This window comes from Streptomyces sp. NPDC050418, from assembly GCF_044458745.1.
GTDB lineage: Bacteria > Actinomycetota > Actinomycetes > Streptomycetales > Streptomycetaceae > Streptomyces.
The window spans coordinates 617,997-635,164 of the sequence record NZ_JBITIG010000001.1 but is presented as its reverse complement, the minus strand read 5'-3'; the positions used below and the strand labels follow the sequence as shown (position 1 = coordinate 635,164).

General features: G+C 73.3%; 12 protein-coding genes and 1 tRNA gene. 2 read left to right on the top strand and 11 right to left on the bottom strand.

The window, feature by feature from the left end; genetic code table 11:
• Positions 1 to 10: 10 nt before the first annotated feature.
• Entirely contained in the window at positions 11 to 886 is an 876-nt protein-coding gene (locus ACIBI4_RS02900; protein ID WP_399201745.1) for a cobalt-precorrin-6A reductase, read from the top strand.
• Here ACIBI4_RS02900 and cobF read toward each other — a convergent pair.
• Positions 855 to 1,619: a precorrin-6A synthase (deacetylating) gene (cobF, locus tag ACIBI4_RS02895; RefSeq protein ID WP_399201744.1), complete on the bottom strand. Its 765-nt coding sequence runs from the start codon at positions 1,617 to 1,619 to the stop codon at positions 855 to 857. The genes ACIBI4_RS02900 and cobF overlap by 32 nt on opposite strands.
• Before the next feature lie 5 nt (positions 1,620 to 1,624).
• The gene (locus ACIBI4_RS02890) at positions 1,625 to 2,143 is read right to left on the bottom strand and encodes a DUF309 domain-containing protein (RefSeq protein ID WP_399201743.1); all 519 of its coding nucleotides are present in this window, start codon (positions 2,141 to 2,143) and stop codon (positions 1,625 to 1,627) included.
• An 86-nt stretch (positions 2,144 to 2,229) separates the two neighbouring features.
• Here ACIBI4_RS02890 and ACIBI4_RS02885 point away from each other — a divergent pair.
• A tRNA-Pro gene (locus ACIBI4_RS02885) sits at positions 2,230 to 2,303 on the top strand.
• Positions 2,304 to 2,410: 107 nt separating this feature from the next.
• Here ACIBI4_RS02885 and ACIBI4_RS02880 read toward each other — a convergent pair.
• From ACIBI4_RS02880 to fusA, 9 genes are all read right to left on the bottom strand, one after another.
• Positions 2,411 to 4,063 (bottom strand): HEXXH motif domain-containing protein, encoded by a 1,653-nt coding sequence (locus ACIBI4_RS02880; RefSeq protein ID WP_399201742.1) that lies wholly within the window; start codon positions 4,061 to 4,063, stop codon positions 2,411 to 2,413.
• 1 nt (position 4,064) lies between these two features.
• A complete protein-coding gene (locus ACIBI4_RS02875) occupies positions 4,065 to 4,247 on the bottom strand; it encodes an aldo/keto reductase (protein WP_399201741.1) in 183 nt (60 codons plus the stop codon).
• A gap of 110 nt (positions 4,248 to 4,357) precedes the next feature.
• Entirely contained in the window at positions 4,358 to 5,395 is a 1,038-nt protein-coding gene (locus ACIBI4_RS02870; protein WP_399201740.1) for a caspase family protein, read from the bottom strand.
• A 38-nt stretch (positions 5,396 to 5,433) separates the two neighbouring features.
• A complete protein-coding gene (locus ACIBI4_RS02865) occupies positions 5,434 to 6,597 on the bottom strand; it encodes a hypothetical protein (protein ID WP_399201739.1) in 1,164 nt (387 codons plus the stop codon).
• A 130-nt stretch (positions 6,598 to 6,727) separates the two neighbouring features.
• Positions 6,728 to 10,942 carry an FxSxx-COOH system tetratricopeptide repeat protein gene (fxsT, locus tag ACIBI4_RS02860; protein ID WP_399201738.1) on the bottom strand — a complete coding sequence of 1,405 codons (4,215 nt, stop codon included), beginning with the start codon at positions 10,940 to 10,942 and terminating at the stop codon, positions 6,728 to 6,730.
• The gene (locus tag ACIBI4_RS02855; protein ID WP_399201737.1) at positions 10,942 to 11,988 is read right to left on the bottom strand and encodes an AAA family ATPase; all 1,047 of its coding nucleotides are present in this window, start codon (positions 11,986 to 11,988) and stop codon (positions 10,942 to 10,944) included. The genes fxsT and ACIBI4_RS02855 overlap by 1 nt, the downstream gene beginning before the upstream one ends.
• A 16-nt stretch (positions 11,989 to 12,004) precedes the next feature.
• The gene (locus ACIBI4_RS02850; protein ID WP_399201736.1) at positions 12,005 to 13,597 is read right to left on the bottom strand and encodes a hypothetical protein; all 1,593 of its coding nucleotides are present in this window, start codon (positions 13,595 to 13,597) and stop codon (positions 12,005 to 12,007) included.
• Positions 13,598 to 13,897: 300 nt separating this feature from the next.
• Positions 13,898 to 14,821 carry a hypothetical protein gene (locus ACIBI4_RS02845; protein WP_399201735.1) on the bottom strand — a complete coding sequence of 308 codons (924 nt, stop codon included), beginning with the start codon at positions 14,819 to 14,821 and terminating at the stop codon, positions 13,898 to 13,900.
• Between the two features lie 146 nt (positions 14,822 to 14,967).
• Complete coding sequence (gene fusA / locus ACIBI4_RS02840) at positions 14,968 to 16,965, bottom strand: elongation factor G (RefSeq protein ID WP_399201734.1); 1,998 nt, start codon at positions 16,963 to 16,965, stop codon at positions 14,968 to 14,970.
• Positions 16,966 to 17,168 lie beyond the last annotated feature (203 nt).

The window sequence follows — 17,168 nt, the reverse complement described above, 5'->3', positions numbered from 1 at the left end:
CGGCTCCGCCATGAATTCCGATCAGAACCCCGAGCACTTCGATCAGAACCCCGAGCACTCCGATCAGACGCCCGACGAGCGCGCCCACGTCCTGATCCTCGGCGGCACCACCGAGGCCCGCGCCCTCGCCGCCGCCCTGGCCGCCCGCCCCGGCCTGCGCGTGACGACCTCGCTCGCGGGCCGCGTCACCGCGCCCGCCAGCCTGGCCGGAGAGGTCCGGGTCGGCGGCTTCGGCGGCACGGACGGGCTCACCGCGTGGCTGCGCGATCAGCGGGTGGCGGCGCTTGTCGATGCCACGCACCCCTTCGCGGCCGTGATGAGCGCCCACGCGGCCGCCGCGGCCGCCGCGAGCGGGGTGCCGCTGGTGGCGCTGCGCCGTCCGGGCTGGAGCGCGGGCCCCGGCGACGTATGGCATGACGTGCCGTCCCTGGCCGAAGCGGCCGCCCTGCTGCCCGCGTCGGGCCGCCGGGTGTTCCTGACGACGGGCCGCCTCGGCCTCGCCGCGTTCGCCACGGACACCTGCGCGGACCTGCACTTCGTCGTACGGTCCGTCGAGGAGCCCGAGCCGCCGCTGCCTGCGCGCACCGAAGTCCTGCTCTCCCGCGGCCCGTTCACCGTCGAGGGCGAGCGGGAGCTGCTGCGGACGCACCGGATCGATGTCGTCGTCACCAAGGACAGCGGGGGAGCGGCGACCGCGGCGAAACTCGTCGCCGCGCGCGAACTCGGGATCCCCGTGGTCGTGGTGCGCCGCCCGCCCGTACCGGACGGAGTGGCGTCCGTGCCCGACGTGGCGGGCGCGGTGGAGTGGCTGGCCGCCGTGGTGCCGGAGGAAGGCGCCCTGCCCGCGCCCGGGGTCAGCGGCGGCGCAGCAGATACGTGTCCATGATCCAGCCCTTGCGCTCGCGCGCCTCGGCCCGCAACTCCTCGATCCGCGGCGCCGCTTCGGCGATCGGCCCCGCCACGAGGATCTCGTCCGGCGTGCCGAGATACGCGCCCCAGTAGATCTCCAGATCCTCGTCTTCCGCGTGCGCGAGGAACCGCTGATGCGCGTCGAGCATCACGACCACGTCGTCGACCCCCTCGGGGAACCCCTCGGCGAGCCGCCGGCCGGTCGTGATCTGCACCGGGCGCGCGACCCGGTTGAGTCCGGTGCGATGCCGGGCGACGAGCGCCGAGACGCTGCTGATGCCCGGCACGACGTCGTACGTGAACTCGGTGCGCCCGGCCGCCAGGATCTCCTCGAGGATCCCGAGCGTGCTGTCGTACAGCGAGGGATCGCCCCACACCAGGAACGCGCCCGTCTCGTCCGGTCCGAGCTCCTCGGCGATCAGCCGCTCGTAGATCCCGGCGCGCCGGCTGCGCCAGTCGTCCACCGCCGGCGCGTACCCTTCGCCGCTCGCCCGCCGGTCCCGGTCGGGGTCGCGGGCCTCGACTACTCGGTAGGAACCCTCCGGCAGATGCTCTGCGAGCATCGCGCGGCGCAGATCGGTCAGATCGGACTTGATCTCGCCCTTGTCGAGCAGGAAGAACACGTCCGTGGCCCGGAACGCCTTCAGGGCCTGCAGGGTGAGGTGGTCGGGGTCGCCCGCGCCGATGCCTATGACATGGATGGTTCGCACGCGGGTCAGTCTGCCGTACTCGCTCGTGTACCTCGCCTGGGCCTCAGGGACGGCGCCTCGCGCCCCGCGTCCACCGGCTCGCCGCCCGCCTCGACCCGCGCCGCCAACTCCTCGGCCCAGGCGGTCAGTCCCGGCCCGTCGATGCCGTACGGCGGCGAGGCGAGGCCGAGCGTGCCACGGCGCAGCAGACGGGCGCCGCCCAACGCGTTGCCGCGCGCGGCGTGCGTGAGACCCACCGCGAGCTGGGCGAGACCGCGCCACAGCGCCTCCTCGCCCGCCGGACCGGACTTCCACGCGTCCTCGAACACCTCGTGCGCGTGGAAGGGCTTCCCGGCGTCGAGCAGCGCCTGCGCCTCGTCGAGCGTCCGTTGCGGGCTGCGTACGACGCCCTCGGGCTGCCGCTCGACCCCCTCGGCGCCGTACGGCAGCGGACGGCCCAGGCCGTCGCGCGGCCGGGCGTTACGGGCGCGGCCCTCCGTATCGCGGTCGCGGTCACCGGTGGGCTGCTCGGTCGGTTCACTCACCCTTCGATTGTCCAGGGGCGGGGGCAACGGCGCAGGTCCGGGGTGAGGTATTGTTCATTCTCGTGAGCGCGGGAAACCCGCGCGAACGGGACGTGGCGCAGCTTGGTAGCGCACTTGACTGGGGGTCAAGGGGTCGCAGGTTCAAATCCTGTCGTCCCGACTGTTCGCTCGTCGGACGTCGTTTGGTGAGAGGCCGTTCTTCAACGGCCTCTTTTCCTTTTCCCGCGTCTTCTCTGCTTGTCTGCTGCTCTTCTTCTCCGTATTCCGTCAGGCGTCGCCGAATTGCGGCGGCCACGGTGTGCGTTCGGGACGTGCCAGTGCCGCGCGGGTGCGCCGTCCGGGCCGCGCGGCGGCCGCCGCGACCAGCGCGCCCGCGCGGACCGCGGGTCCCGGATCGGGAAGCCGCAGATACGCAGCCAGTGCCTGCTCGGACCGGCCGGACGCCAGCAGTTCGTCGGCCGTCTCCGGACCCTGCGGGGCACGCGCGAAACCATGGGTGCGCGGGTCCGGCCAGGTGTCCTCGGTGGCACGCGGTGTGTAGTGCGGGGGCCGTACGTTGCGCAGCCGCCACTCCGTGCGGTGCAGCCGGGCCGCCGTGCGGGCCCGGTGCAGGGGAGCGGCCGGGACCGCCTCGTGCAGCCAGCCGCCGAGCGTCTCCGCGAGACCTTCGACGACGGCCCGCCCTTGCTCGGTCAGACGCTCCGAAAGCGTCAACGTCCGTACCACCAGCCGCGCTTGAAGGCGCCGCAGCGCGAAGTAGTACGCGGCCGTCTCCGGGTCCGTGGATCCGTCGCGCAGCCGCTCGCGCCAGAAACCTGCCACGCCTGTGAACGCGTACGCGCCGTGCAGCAGACCGGTGAGATGGCGGGGGTCGCTGCGCCACGGCGCGTAGTAGCGCTCGGCGCGGTCGTCGTCGACGAGCGGGAAGTGATGCAGCAGGGCCGCCAACTTGCTGTGCTGGAACTCGTGCACGAGCGTCTCGGCAAGGAGCAGCCCCGATGGCGGACGCGAGATCACCATGGAGGCGTAGGCGTCACCGGTCGACGCCGACAGCTGGACGGGCGCCTCGCCGTCGGTCGCGGGCGGCGGTGCGCTGCTGCGCCAGGGGACGATGGTGTGGATCGCGGTGACGTCGACCGTGCCCGGCCCCAGCCGTCCCGTCGCGTCGGCGGGCGTCGCCGTGAGGAGGGCGTGCGCGTCCGCGTAGATCCGCTGCCAGGAGGCGAATTCGGCGGCTTCGAGGGGTTGGGCGCGGACCGGCTCGTCCAGGTCGCGGTAGGGGTCGATGTCGTCGAGCCGGATCCGGCCCGGCTGCAGAAGGCGTAGCGGCTGCCAGTACGGGCCCGGGGCAGAGGCCGGCGACAGCGGCGGGCTCTTGTGGCCCCCGGCGGTGAGGGTGAGGTGTCCGCCCGTGAGGGTCAGCGTGCCGGTGCCGTGCGCGGGGTGGCGGCCCGGGAGCCGGACGAGACCGGTGCCGGGGAGCGAGAGCGTGCCGTCGCGCAGTGGGACGGGGAGCGTCGCGTCGAGGCCGGTGCGCAGGGCGGCCGTGCCCGCGAGGGCGTGCAGGCGGCCGATGTCCGACCAGAGCGGTGCCGCGCCGTCCTGGCCGTTGAGGCGGCGCAGGGTGTGGGCGAGCCAGCTGCCGATCTGCGGGCTGGTCAGCAGGGATTCGGCGAGGTCCGGGTCGGTCGTCGCGGCGCGTTCGAGCAGCTGCCACGCGGCGGTCCAGTCACCGAGCGGGCCGGTGAGGCCCGGGGTGCGTTCCAGGGCGCCGAGGAGTTCCTTGAGGAGGACCAGGCGGCGGGTGCGCTCACCGAGTTCGAGGAACGTGAGCGCGTCGGGTGTGGTGCCGCCGGCGGCGAGGGCGGCGAGATCGTCCCCCGCCAGCGTCAGGCTGGGGAAGCGGGGCGCGCCGCCCATGTCATTCCGCCCGGCCGGGGTTCGACCCGCCCATCGCGTTGGAACGGGGGCGGCGGACCTCGTCGAGCAGCCGCTGCTCGGGGGCAGGGAGCGAGGCGGTCCGCAGATTGAGCAGGGACACCGAGGCCAGGTCCGGGAGATCGGAGTGGCAGGAGTCCGGGGACTCATCGGGGACGCGGGGCACGGCGGCGGCTCTCCCTTTTCCCGGTGAGTGTGATGGGCGCGCGCATATGCACGTGCACGCGCACGCTAGCAGGTCAAGGTCGCATCTGCGTCTTGGTTGGGGCATCTGGGTCAAGCGGTGTCTCCGTCCAGAATTCTCGCCGCCCGCCACAACGCCAGGAGCCCTTCCCGTACTCCTGCCGCCGCCTGAACGATCGTCACGATGTCGTGCCGTGGGGCCGACGCGCGCGGGAGCTGGTCCCGTATCCGGTGCGGCAGGACGTCGACGAGGGCCTGGCGGCTCTCGGCGCGGGCGACCCAGGGGCGGGACATCAGGAAGGTGATGAGTTCCTCGCACTCCTGCGGCGTGGCGGGTGCGCCGTCGCGCGGGCCCGCCACGGGCGGTGTGACCTCGAGGTCGGTGTCCGGGCCGCGCAGCCGCAGCCAGGGCGGGGGTGCGGCGGTGCGGCGGACGTCGCTCCGCAGTTCCTCCAGGAAGGCGGCGTCGGGCAGCAGACCTGGGTCGTCGCGTTCCTTGAGACGGCCGAGGACGAGCGTGGACCAGTGTCCGGCCCGTGCGGAGGGGTCGTTGGGGGTGCGGGCGCCCCGGCGGACCGCGCGGAGCTCCATCTGCTGGAGCGCGTCCCAGGGGCGGCCCAGCGGGAGTTGTTCGTCCGGCGGGGTGGTGCGCAGCTTCATGTGGTGCTCGAACGTGGCGCAGGCGTCCACGATCCAGACCTGCGCCGGGTGCGAGGTGACGGCCTCCGAGCGGTAGTGCGCCAGGACGGAGTCGAGGTTGACGTTGCGCAGGTCGGAGCGGGTCGCGTCGGCGGTGAGCAGGTGGTGCTGGTCGCGGCTGCCGAGGTATCCGTGACCGCCCCACCAGACCCAGAGCAGGCCCGATGCTGCGCGGGGGAGTTCGTTGACAAGGGTATGCCGCAGGTCGGCGTAGTCGGCGCCGCGGTGCTCCTGTGTGACGGTGCGGCCGGGCTCCGGTGCGAGGTGCAGCCGGATGTTCTCCACGGGGACGTCATGGGAGCGCAGCCACCTGTTGAACCGCAGGGCGTCGCAGACGGGTCCCGGCAGGGTCCAGTCCTCGCCGATCGCATAGCGCTCGATGCCGACGACGAGGGCGTGGACACGGTCCGGTGGGACGGAGGGCGCGGACACAGGGCTCCCTTCCAGGCGTGCGGGCGGGCGGTCGGTGGTCAGGGAAGGTGGTCCGCGAGGTCGGCGTACAGGCGCGGGTTCGTCCAGTACGCGCTGTGGGCCAGGGGGAACGGCTGGCGGCTGTCGACGACGACGTCCTGCGCGCGGCCGCGGAACAGGGGCTGTGCGGCGAAGGCGAGGAGGTCGCGCGGGTCGTGGTAATTGCGCCAGGCGGGGAATCCGTCCGGGAGCGGCGCGGGGTGGTGGAGGGAGGGCAGGGCGCCGGTCTCGTACAGGAAAGGGGCCTGGGAGCCCGCGGTGGCCAGGAGGCGGACCTGGGGGAGCGGGTGGGTGACGAGGGTGTCGACGGCGATGATGCCGCCGAGGCTGTGGCACAACAGCACGACGGGCGCCGGGAGTTGGGACACCAGGGCGGCGAGGCCCGCGCGGTGGCCGTCGCCGCGTGCGAGGTAGCGCAGGATGTCGCCGGTCGCCGGGTGCGTCCCGCGGGTGATCGCCGCGCGGCGGCGGACCACCGCGCGGGAGGCGAGCGGGGTGACGGCCCGCAGGAGGAGCCGCCCGGGGCCGCGCTCGGAGCCCGGGGGCCGGCCGCCGAGGGCGACGGTGAGGTCGGTGACCGCCCGGTCACGGACGGGACCGGGCGGCGGCAGCGGGTCGTCGGCGTCCGCGGCGAGCGCGAGCGTGAGCGCGACGGCGGCGCGGGCGACCAGCTCCGGGGCCTCCTCGGTGGGCGCGGCCGGCGCCAGGAGGGGCGAGTGGAGCAGCGTGGCGAGCGCTTCGTCGAGATGGCCGGTGCCGGCGGACAGGGCGAGGTCCGTCTCGAGTTCGGCGGCGCGGAGCCGTAACTCCGCGATACGGGCGCGGAGTTCGGCGTCCGGGGGCGGCAGATGGGGCGGGAGGTCGTGGAGCTCCTCGACTCCTGCGGCCGCGATCCGGAGCTCGGCGAGCGGGTCGGTGTGCAGCAGCTCCCATACGGCGACGGGGTCCTCGTCCGGGTCGGCCGGCGCGCGCGACGTCCCGGCGGGGACGGGGAGGCTCGCGCCGTCCGCGGCGAGGGTGGCGCCGTGCGGGGTTCCCCAGTCGTAGCAGAGGAGCCGGGCGTGCGGGGCCGCCTGCGCGAGGTGCAGGGCGATGCGGTCGCTCAGGGCGGACAGGGCCGGTTTGCGTACACCGGTGCCATGGACGAAGACCACGGTCGTCATGGGCGAGGTGGTCCTTTCGGTCAGTGAGAGTGCGTGCCGGGCGTCGGGGCGCAGACGGGGGTTCGGAAACAGGCTCTGAGGTCGGCTCGCTCGGTGGGGCCTTCGGGCAGCCGGTGGTCCGGTGCGCGGGTCACAGCGGCATCGGCGGTACGTCGAATTCGATGCGGCGCCGGTCGCGGGCCGCGAGCAGCCAGTGGTGGCCCGTACCGACCGTGCGGGACAGGCCGCCGACCGCGCGTTCGGCACTGAGCTCGGCCTCGGCGGTGCGGCCCGCGGCGAGCAGGAAGACGGCCAGGTTGGAATGGGCCGCGGCCGTGACCGGGTTGTCCGGGCCCGCGACCTCGGCCAGGCGTGGCAGCACGGATGCCTGGAGCGTGGCCGCCGCCTCGTGCGCGCCGCGCAGATGCAGATTGGCGGCCTGGCCCATCGTGGCGCACAACGTGGTGATGTGGCCGGGCCCGATCGTCGTCGTCATCCGGTGCACCGCCGTGTCCGCGAGCTGCTCGGCGCGGTCGAGTTCGCCGAGCGAGCGGTGGGTTGCCCCGAGGCTGCTCAAGGTGATGAGCGCGTACATGTGGTCGGGGCCGAGGGTGTTGCGGTAGCGGGCGTACGTGTCGTCGCCCAGGTCGCGCGAGCGGCGCAGCTCGCCGCCCATCCGCCGGTCGACCATCAGGTTCACGGCGCTGGCCAGGGTGTCGCTGTGGTCGGGCCCGCACTTCTCGATGAAGAGTTCGTAGACCTGCTCGCTGAGCTGCCAGGAGGCGTCGAGGGCGCCGTCGCGGCGGCGGCACACGGCGAGGTTGCGGGCGGCGCGGATGGTGGCGGGGTTCTCCGAGCCGAACGCGGCACGGTACGCGGCGTGCACCTCTTCCTGTGCCTGGCGGGCGCGCGGGTAGTCGCCGGTCTCGCGGATGTCGATGGACAGGCCGTTGCGGGTGTTGAGCGTGAAGCCGTCCGCGTGGCCGTAGACCAGTTCCCACTGGTGGGCGGTCTCCTCGTCGAGTGCGAGCGCGGCCCGGAAATCGCCGCACAGTCGCAGCGAGACTCCGTAACTGTGCGCCGCCTTCAGGGTGTCCGGGTCGTCGGGGCCGAAGAGATGACGCGCCCGCTCGAAGGCCTCGTGGTCCAGGTCGCGGGCGGCGGTGAAGTCGCCGCGGAAGCGATGGGCGCCGGCCATCTGCCACATCGAGTCGATGAGCTCCTCCTCCGGCACCTCGGCGCGGCGGGAGATGGCGAGCGCCTGCTCGTTCAGCGCGAACGCGCCCTGGTCCACACCGACAAGCCGCTGGCAGAACGCGTACAGCTTGCCCATCTGGATGACCAGCGTGTCCGCAGGCAGCGGCTCGCCCGCCCAGTGCCGCCAGGCGTCACCGGCCAGCGCGAGGGCCTGGTCGTGGTCGCCCCAGTAGTAGAGGTAGTAGACGAGGCTCGCCACCAGGTCCCGTACCCAGCCGTCGCCGCTGCGCACGGCCTGGGAGCCGATCGCGTGCGGCAGCAGCGCCTTGTAGCCGTCCCAGTGGCCGGGCGAGGAAGGGCTGCCCGCGGGCTTCGCCGAGGCGAGCAGCGCGTGCGCGGCCGTGACCAGGCGGTCCTGTTCGGCGCGTTCGGTCGTGGACCGCAGGATGCTCTGCATCAGCCGGTGCATCTGGATGGTGTCGCGGCGGTGGTCGACCCGCATCAGCGAGAACTTCGACAGCTCGCGGATCGCCCGCGACAGCCGGATCGGGTCGCGCAGGATGGGGTCGAGCGCGCGGCTGACGGTGATACGGCCGCCGCTGCGGAAGATGCTCAGGGGAATGGGCTCGGCCGCAAGACAGCCGCAGACGCCCAGGAGTTGGTAGACGCCGTTGGACTCGCGCTCCAGATGGGCGAGGGTGATCCGCCAGGCCGCGGCGACCGCGAGCGGGTAGTCGTGCGGCAGGTCGCGGTTCTCCAGGGCGGTGCGGTGCTCGGCGAGGAGCTCCAGATAGCTGTCGACGGGCATCCGGGTGGCGGCATGCCAGGCAGCGGCCAGCTCGACGGCGAGCGGCAGGTCCCCGAGCGCCTCGGCCAGGAGCGCGGCCTCGTCGTGGTCGAGGTCGGCGGAGCGGCGCTGCAGCAGCGCGATGGACTCGTCACGGCGGAAGACGTCCACCGTGAGGGAAGTGGCGACTTCCTCCCAGGCCCGGTTGCGGGAGGTGACGATGACCTTGCCGTGCCCGCTGGTCGGGATGAACGGGCGCAGGCCCGCGACGTCCTCGGCGTTGTCGAAGACCAGCAGCCAGCGCCCGTGCCGGTCGCTGTCCCGCAGCGCGTCGAGCACCCGCGGAACGGCGGTGCCGGGCTGCGGTCCGACGACGAGGCCGAGCGCACGCGCCAGGTCGGCGAACGAGGAGAGCACCATGCTCTGCTGCTCGGCGGGGATCCACCAGACGATGTCGAACTCGTGCTGGTGCCGGTAGACGTACTCGATGGCGATCTGCGACTTGCCGACACCGCCGGTGCCGTGCAGCGCGTGCGGCAGGACCGCGGCGAGCTCCGCCTCGCGGAGCTGGTCGGCGACGGTGCTGAGGAGGTCCTCGCGCCCGATGAAATGGGCGTTGCGGGGCGGCATGGGCCCCTTGATGCCCGGCCGCCCGTGGCGGCCGCCGGCTGGCCGGTTGGGTTCGGGCGCCATGGGGCTGCTGCCTTTCGCTTCGGATGGACGGTGCGGGGCGGCGGGTGTGGGGTGTTCCATCGCGGTACGCAGCCGTCGTGCGCGGTCGGCGTGCCGGCCGGACAGGGCTTCGAGCACGGCGAGTTCGATCCGCAGCCACGCGTCGTCGGTGCCGTGCGGATCGGGCAGCGGTTCTTCGTCGGGCGCCGCGATGGCCGCGCGCAGCCGCATGGCCGGCTTGCCGCCCAGCGGGGTCTCGGCGAGATGCGAGACGACTTCGGCGAGCTCGGTCCGGGTGCCTGAGGCGAGCAGGGCCTCGCGGATCCCGGGCGCGAAGTCGACGCCCAGGGCGTCCTGCGCCGACCAGTCGAGCAGCCCGCCCATGATGATCTCGGCGAGATGTTCGGGGCCCGACCGGGGCAGGGCGGCGCGCTGGACGCGCCGGATCGTATCCAAGTGCGCGGGTACGGCGGCGAGTTGGGAGGCGAGGCGCCGGGCGGTCGGGGTGGCGAGCGAGGTGAAGGCGCGGACCGCGGAGTCCGGGCTGTCGGCCCCGTACTGGAGGCCGGGCGCCGCCGCCTCCTTGAACAGGACGCCCGCATGGACGACTTGGCAGGGGCGCTGGACGCCGCTGTCACCGGCCACGAGGTCGGCCCAGCCCGCAAGCGACGCGGCCTTGAGGCTGAGCACGGGCACCGGGATGACACCCGCGTCACGGGTCGGTGCGGGCCGCAGCGGATCGTCGATGTCCTCGTCGCTGCGCTGCGCGAGCGCCGTGTTGGGCCGCCCGAAACCGCCGGCGGCCAGCAGCGCCGGGTGCGGACGCAGCGACGAACGGTGGCGAAGATGTGTGGGCAGCAGATGCACGATCGCGGTCGGACCGGCCGACGCGAGCCGCTTCAGGAGCGTGTCGGCGGCGTGTGACGCCCAGCCGGGCGCGAGTCCGTCCGTGACGAGCAGGAACACCCGCTCCCCGCGCACGTCGAGCAGTTCGGCGGGCGCCGCCTTGCGGCCACCGCGGCGAAGCAGCCGTGCGGGTCCGTCGGGCGGCAGCGTGAACGGCACGGTCCGTACGTCGCGGAACGCCCCCGACTGCACGGCCTGTTCGGTCAGCAGCCGCGCCTCGTTCTCCCAGACGCGGACGGTGGCGCCCGCGTCGACCAGGACGACCAGGTCCAGGGCGCGCTCGGGCACGGGACGCAGCACCGGCATCCACGCGGCGCCGTCCAGGCTGTGGTCGGCGGTGCGCTCCTCGTCCAGCTCGTGCGCGTACGGCGAGGGGCGGCGGCGGGCGAGCCGGCGCAGGGCCCGTGCCATCGGCAGGGCGCTGCCGGCCGTGGGCGGGGCGGGTCGCGGGCGTTCCTCGCGCGGGTGGCCGAGGGAGAGGCGGACGTCGCCGCGCGGGTCCGGGCGGACGTGCGGACGGGCCGGGCCGTCGCCGGGTGGGTCGCCGGTCGCGGGCTTCTCGTTCGACGCGGGCGGCTCGGCGGGGGCGCCTGGTGCGACGGGATCCGGGTCGGGCGGCGGGGCGGTCGGGGGCGGCACGGCGGGCGAGGGCGAAGGTGCCGGGTGCGCGTCGAGGGAGCGGTCTGCGGCGATCCAGTACGCGCCGAGCCAGGCCGCGTCGGCGAGATCGGACCAGTGCAGGTCCACGGGTTCGTCGTCGGGCGACGGCATGACCTGGTCCGCGGTGTCCTCGCGCACCGTCATCACTGCGCCTTGGACAGATCGCGCAGCAGCGTCTCGATGAGGGCGCGGCCCTGCCGGCCCTTGGGGAAGCCCTGCTGGGTGATCAGCTGGGCCGCGTTGAGCAGCTGGTCGACGGAGTGCGTACCGCCGCTGCCGAGCCGCAGCGCGAACTCCTCCACCAGCTCCTCCACCCCGTCGGGCCGGTGCCGCAGATGCCCTTCGACGATGGCCAGGAGCAGCTCGGGACCCGGCGGCTGCATCTCCAGGGGCAGACACCGCCTGCGGAAGGCCGCCGGGAACTCGCGCTCGCCGTTGCTCGTGATGACGACGACGGGGAACTCGGCGCACTCCACGCGCCCTTGGTGCACCGTCGTCGTGCCGCCCGGGTCGTCGGTGCGCACGGTCGCCTCGGCCACGTTGCCGCGGACCAGTTCGGGGATGTCGTAGCTGCCGTTCTCCATCACGTGCAGCAGGTCGTTCGGCAGATCGATGTCGCTCTTGTCGAGTTCATCGACCAGGAGGACCCGCGGCCGGCGCGTCGGCAGCAGCGCCGTGCCGACCGGCCCGAGGGTCACGAAGTCGCCCAGCGGCGCGGGCTCGACGGGATCGGGTGCCTTCTCGGCGGACTCGCGGCGCGGGGCCGCCAGTTGGGCGACGCTCTGCGCCCGGCCCAGGGCGTCGTACTCGTAGAGCCCGCCGCGCAGCGTCGTACGGCTCACGATGTTCCACTGCAGCACCCGGCCGAGCCCGACCTCGCGGGCGATGAGATACGCGAGTGTCGACTTGCCGATACCGGGCGGGCCCGTGACAAGCAGCGGGCGCCTCAGCAGGATCGCCGCGTTCACGATGTCGATCTCCGCCTCGCCCAGCTGCGCGAGGGACTTGTTCGAGCCGAGCCTGCGGGCGGCGCCCGAGTCCCACGTGTCCGGTTCGCTGTCCGGGACGACGCCCTGGAACTGCCGCCACGGCGGTGGCTTCGGCAGGGCGACGGGCGGGCCCGCGGGGGCGTGACCGGTGGCCCGGAACACCCGCCAACGGTCGGCGGAGCCGGGGGAGCTGGCTGTCATCGGTACGCCTCCTCGGTCATCGGAACGCCTCCTCGGCGGTCGGCCGTGCGGACTGGCAGTCGACGACGCGCTCGGGGTCGTCCCAGAAGCAGGCGACATGGCGGCCCAGGAAGGCCTCGCCGCTGACGTCGGCCTCGGCCCGTACCCGCATCGCCTGGATACGGCGGGGCACGCCGCGGGCCGACCCGGTGTTGTTGAGCAGCTCGGCGAGGGTCTCGCGGGTGCGCGGTTCGAGCCCGCCGCGCCGGTCCCACAGGGCGAGCCCGAAGCCCTCCGCGATGGCCCGCTTCAGCGCGGTGAGCCCCGAGCTGCCGCGGCACGGGGCGTCGAGGGCGAGGGCCGTGAACGGGGCGGCGCCGTGCGGGTGGTGGGCGAGCGAGCCGGTCCACTGCTCCAGCGGGACGCCGTCGTCGTGCGCCCAGTGCTGCAGATGCGGGCCGCGGCGGTGCAGTTCGCGCCAGCGCGAGCGCCAGCGGTTCCGGGTGATCGGGTCGGTGTGGTAGATCCGCATCCGGTCCAGGCTGCGCAGATGCACGCAGTAGCGCGGCCCGATCGCCGTCGCTCCGGGGCCTCCCGCACCGATCTCCAGGCGCGCGACGTCGTGGTTGAGCATCCGGTACGGGAGGATGAACTCGACGTACGGCGGCAGCAGGTGCTCGGAGTCGGCGTCGGGGCGCGCCGGATCCCACAGGTGCTCGCCCTCGACGAGGGCATTCTCCACGGCCCGGCTCAGGCCGTCGAGACGGGTCACGGTGAGGTCGCCGGCCCGTGGCGCCCAGGTTCCGGCGAGGCCGTTGATCCAGTACCGCACGGTGATGTCGCCGCTGTCCTCGTCCGGCTCGACCATGATCAGCAGACAGCGTGGGATGTCCGGGTCCGCCCGGTGGTTCTCGCGCCGCTCCCGGCGTCTCTCCAGCGCGGGCAGACAGACCTGCGAGCGCGCCCACTCCTCGGCCCAGGCGCGGCAGGCCTGCGCGGCCGTCTCGTCGGAGAGGCGCAGCGCCGTCCACTCCACGAGGACGACGCACGGCAGGATCTTGTCCGGCGGTGCGTTGTATTCGAGCAGCTCCTTGAAGAGCGCGAGCACCGTGGCGGGTTCGCGGGGCACCGGGATCCCCAGCTCATGCCCGATGTGCTCCCGTAACTCCGGCAGGTCGATCCCGGACACCTGGGCGAGGAGGGTGGTGGCGCGGTGGTGCAGGTCGTCGGGGAGCGGGTGGGGCAGGAGGAGGCGGTGGGTTTCCTTGCCGTTCGTCCCGTCCTTCTCCTGGGGTACGGGGACGTGGTTGGTGCCCGCCTCCGGATACGCGGCCAGGTACGGAGCGATCCGCTCGACGAGCGCGTGCGCGTCCTCCGGGCTGTACCAGCTGACCCGCTGGACGAGCCGGTCGCACAGCTCGCGGGGGTTGAGGCAGATCTGCTTGGCGAGCTCGACCCGGAACGTGGGCAGCGGGGCCTCGAACAGATGGGGCGGGAGACCGAGACTGTCGGCGAGGGAGCGCCGCGACGACGCGTCCCCGAGCCAGGCGCAGCGCGAGAGCTGCTCGATCAGGGCACCGGTGAACTGCGCTTGCTCCGCGTCCCCCCACCCGTGTCCCGAGTCAGTCACCGGACGTCCCCCACGATTCGGCACTCCGACCGGAGCTTTCTCCGACGCTAGCACGGGATTTGACGGAGAGTAAGATCTCTGGGACCCGGTGCTGAGGCGTGAACTGCCGTATGGGGCAAGGGAGTTGACTGCGGCGTGATGCGCCTGGCGTACGCCGGTGGCACGACTGGGACGGGCGCTCCCCCGGGGTGGTGGGGGAGCGCCCGCGCTGTCGGTTCTGCGCGTCGGGCGCCACCAGCTCGGGCAGCTAGCCCGGGTCGCTGTCGACCAGCACCTTGACCAGGGCTGCGATCACCTGGCTCACGCCCAGTCATGTCCCCTTGCGTGCCAGCCCAGTTGGATGCGTGTGGTGACCCCGGCGCGGTCCATGAGCTCGCGGATCCGGCGTTGCACACTGCGGGTCGAGACGCCCAGATGGCTGCCGATCGCCTGGTCCGTGAGGCCCGCCAGCATGAGGTGGAGGAGTCGCGTCTCCAGCGCGTCGAGCCCCTCGTCGCCCTGACGGTAGGGACGCGCGTCACGCCATACGGACTCGAAGAGCTCACCGGCCAGGACGGCCAGCGGGCCGTGCAGCAGCAGCGTGGTGCGGTACGTGGCGCCGACCGTGATCATCGCCATCGTCGCGTCCGTCACCATCAGCTTCATCGGGACCTTCTCGGCGACACGGATCGCCGCACCGCCGGAGATCGCGTGCTCCGTGGCCTCCACGGAGGCCGCCTGGCGCAGGAAGCGCGAGTCGATCACGGCACGGAAGGCGACGCCGCGGTCCAGGGCGACCGGTTCGCTGGAGTTGCGGTCGTGCGGCACCACGCGGTTGTTGCCCGTGACGAAGGTGTCGATGGAGTCGCGGGCGCCCAGCTGGAGCTGGCGGAACCGGTGGGCGATCTCCTCCTCGCCCTCGACCCACTCCGCGAGACCATGGCGCGCGACCGCCCCCGCCACGGCCTCGTGCTGCGCCGTGAGATCCGCGACGGTCAGCTCGGTACGGCGCAGCCGGTCGCGCCGAGTGAACAGTTCCGTCATCAGCGCGAGGCCCGGGTTGACGACGCGGTACCGCCCCGACGCGGCGGACCGTGTGACGAACCCGCGGGTGACGAGCCCGTCGAGCAGTTCACGGTCCTTCGGGTCGTGCAGCCCCAGGTCGTCCGTGGCGGCGTTCGGCCGCACGAGCAGGGCCCGGTAGACCTGTTCCTCCGCCTCGCTGAACCCGAGTTCCTCGAGCATGTGCGCTCCTCTTCGTCGTGTGGTCGCACGTGATCCCGTAGAAAGCTTGATCACTTATAGAGCGCTGCACGACGGCGATACGTCACACCGGCACCCGGCCCCGCTCCCGGCAGTTGCCGGAAGCGGGTCCGGGCCGTACCCCGTGCCTACGCCGGAGCGGGCGCGTAGCCGGCCGGGCGGGACGTGAACGTGCCCCGGCCCTGCGTCCGGCTGCGCAGGCGCGTCGCGTAGCCGAACAGCTCCGCGAGCGGGACCGTCGCCGTGACGACCGCCGTGCCCGCCCGGTTCGCCGAGCCGGTGACCCGGCCGCGGCGCGCGGCCAGATCGCCGAGCACCGCACCGACCGCGTCGTCCGGCACGGTGACCGTGACCTCGACGACCGGTTCGAGCAGGGTCATCCGGCAGGACCGCAGCGCCTCGCGCAGACCGAGGCGGCCCGCCGTGCGGAACGCCATCTCCGAGGAGTCCTTGGAGTGCGTCGACCCGTCGGTGAGCGTCACGGACAGACCCGTCACCGCGTGCCCGCCGAGCGGCCCCTCGGCGAGGGCATCACGGCAGCCCGCCTCGACGGCCCGTACGAACTCCTGCGGCACCCGCCCGCCGACGACCGAGGACGCGAAGACGAAGTCCTCGTCCGAGGGCCGCACGTCGAGGACGATGTGCGCGAACTGGCCCGCGCCGCCGTCCTGTTTGACGTGCCGGTGGACGAGTCCCGTGACGCCCTCGGCCACCGTCTCGCGGTAGGTGACCCGCGGGCGGCCGACGGAGACGTCCAGGGACTGGTCGCGGCGCAGCTTCTCCACCGCGACCTCCAGATGGAGTTCGCCCAGACCCGAGAGCACGGTCTGACCCGTCTCCGGATCGGTCCGCACGACCAGCGAGGGATCCTCCTCGACGAGCCGTCCGAGCGCCGCGGCGAGCCGGCCGCTGTCCGCCCGGCGCACCGCCTCGACCGCCACCGAGACGACCGGGTCGGCGACCGTGGGAGGTTCGAACACGACGGGGTGGCCGGGCGCGCACAGCGTCGTGCCCGCCCGCGCGGACTTCAGGCCCACGAGCGCCACGATGTCGCCCGCCACGGCCACGTCGACGTCCGTGTGCCGGTCGGCCTGCACCCGCAGGATGCGTCCGGCGCGCTCGGTGCGTCCGGTGCCGGCGTCCAGCACGGTGTCCCCCTTCCTCAGCGTTCCCGAGTACAGCCGCAGGAAGGTCCTGCGGCCGGTCGCCGACGACTGCACCTTGAAGACGAGACCCGCGAACGGCGCCTGCGGATCGGCCCGTTCGGCGCTCGCCCCGTCCAGCGGCGACGGCAGATACGCCACCACGGCGTCGAGCAGCGGCTCGATCCCGCGGTTGCGGTACGCGGCACCGCACAGCACGACCACGCCGTCACCGGTCAGGGTGATCTCGCGCAGCGCGGTCCGCAGCGTCGCCTCGGTGAGCGTCCCGGAGGCGCAGAACTCGTCCAGGGCGCCCGCGTGCAGCCCGGCCACCGTCTCGTCGAGCTGATGCCGGCGCCGTACCGCCTCGTCGTGCAGCGCGGCGGGTACGGGACCCTCCGTGCACTGCTCGTCGTGCCAGATCAGCGCCCGCATCCGGACGAGGTCGACGACGCCCGCGAACGCGTCCTCGCGCCCCACCGGCAGCTGCACCACCAGCGGCACCGCGCCGAGCCGGTCACGGATCGAGGCGACCGCGGTGTCGAGGTCGGCGCCCGCGCGGTCGAGCTTGTTGACGAACGCGAGCCTTGGGACACCGTGCCGGTCGGCCTGGCGCCACACCGACTCGCTCTGCGGCTCGACGCCGGCGACCGCGTCGAACACCGCGACCGCACCGTCGAGTACCCGCAGCGAGCGCTCCACCTCGTCGGCGAAGTCGACATGCCCGGGGGTGTCGATGAGATTGACGCGGTGCCCGTCCCAGTCGCAGCTGACGGCCGCGGCGAAGATGGTGATCCCGCGGTCGCGCTCCTGCGAGTCGAAGTCGGTGACGGTGGTGCCGTCATGGACCTCGCCGCGCTTGTGCACGGCACCTGTCAGGAACAGGATCCGCTCCGTGACGGTGGTCTTGCCCGCGTCGACATGGGCGAGGATGCCCAGATTGCGGATGGTGGCAAGCGGGTTGGGGTGGAGACGGGTACGCATGGCCGAAGGCCTTTCGGAACGATCCGGAAGAGGTCGGCGCGATTCACCGTGACAAGCAGGACAGAACGGTTCTACGTCACGGCGCCAGGTACCGGCCGCGCAGCCGGCACCGACGGGCCGGAGACACGAGCAGGACCTCGAACCCGTAGCGGGAAACAGCGCATGCGGTGTGGTCACGCATGGCCGTCCCCTTTCCCGAGTGT

Excerpts from the sequence above, each read along its gene's own strand:
- ACIBI4_RS02900 (WP_399201745.1), top strand. The coding sequence starts at position 11 with ATGAATTCCGATCAGAACCCCGAGCACTTCGATCAGAACCCCGAGCAC.
- ACIBI4_RS02845 (WP_399201735.1), bottom strand. The coding sequence starts at position 14,821 with ATGCTCGAGGAACTCGGGTTCAGCGAGGCGGAGGAACAGGTCTACCGG.
- fusA (WP_399201734.1), bottom strand. The coding sequence starts at position 16,965 with ATGCGTACCCGTCTCCACCCCAACCCGCTTGCCACCATCCGCAATCTG.
- ACIBI4_RS02865 (WP_399201739.1), bottom strand. The coding sequence starts at position 6,597 with ATGACGACCGTGGTCTTCGTCCATGGCACCGGTGTACGCAAACCGGCC.
- ACIBI4_RS02855 (WP_399201737.1), bottom strand. The coding sequence starts at position 11,988 with ATGACAGCCAGCTCCCCCGGCTCCGCCGACCGTTGGCGGGTGTTCCGG.
- ACIBI4_RS02880 (WP_399201742.1), bottom strand. The coding sequence starts at position 4,063 with ATGGGCGGCGCGCCCCGCTTCCCCAGCCTGACGCTGGCGGGGGACGAT.
- fxsT (WP_399201738.1), bottom strand. The coding sequence starts at position 10,942 with ATGACGGTGCGCGAGGACACCGCGGACCAGGTCATGCCGTCGCCCGAC.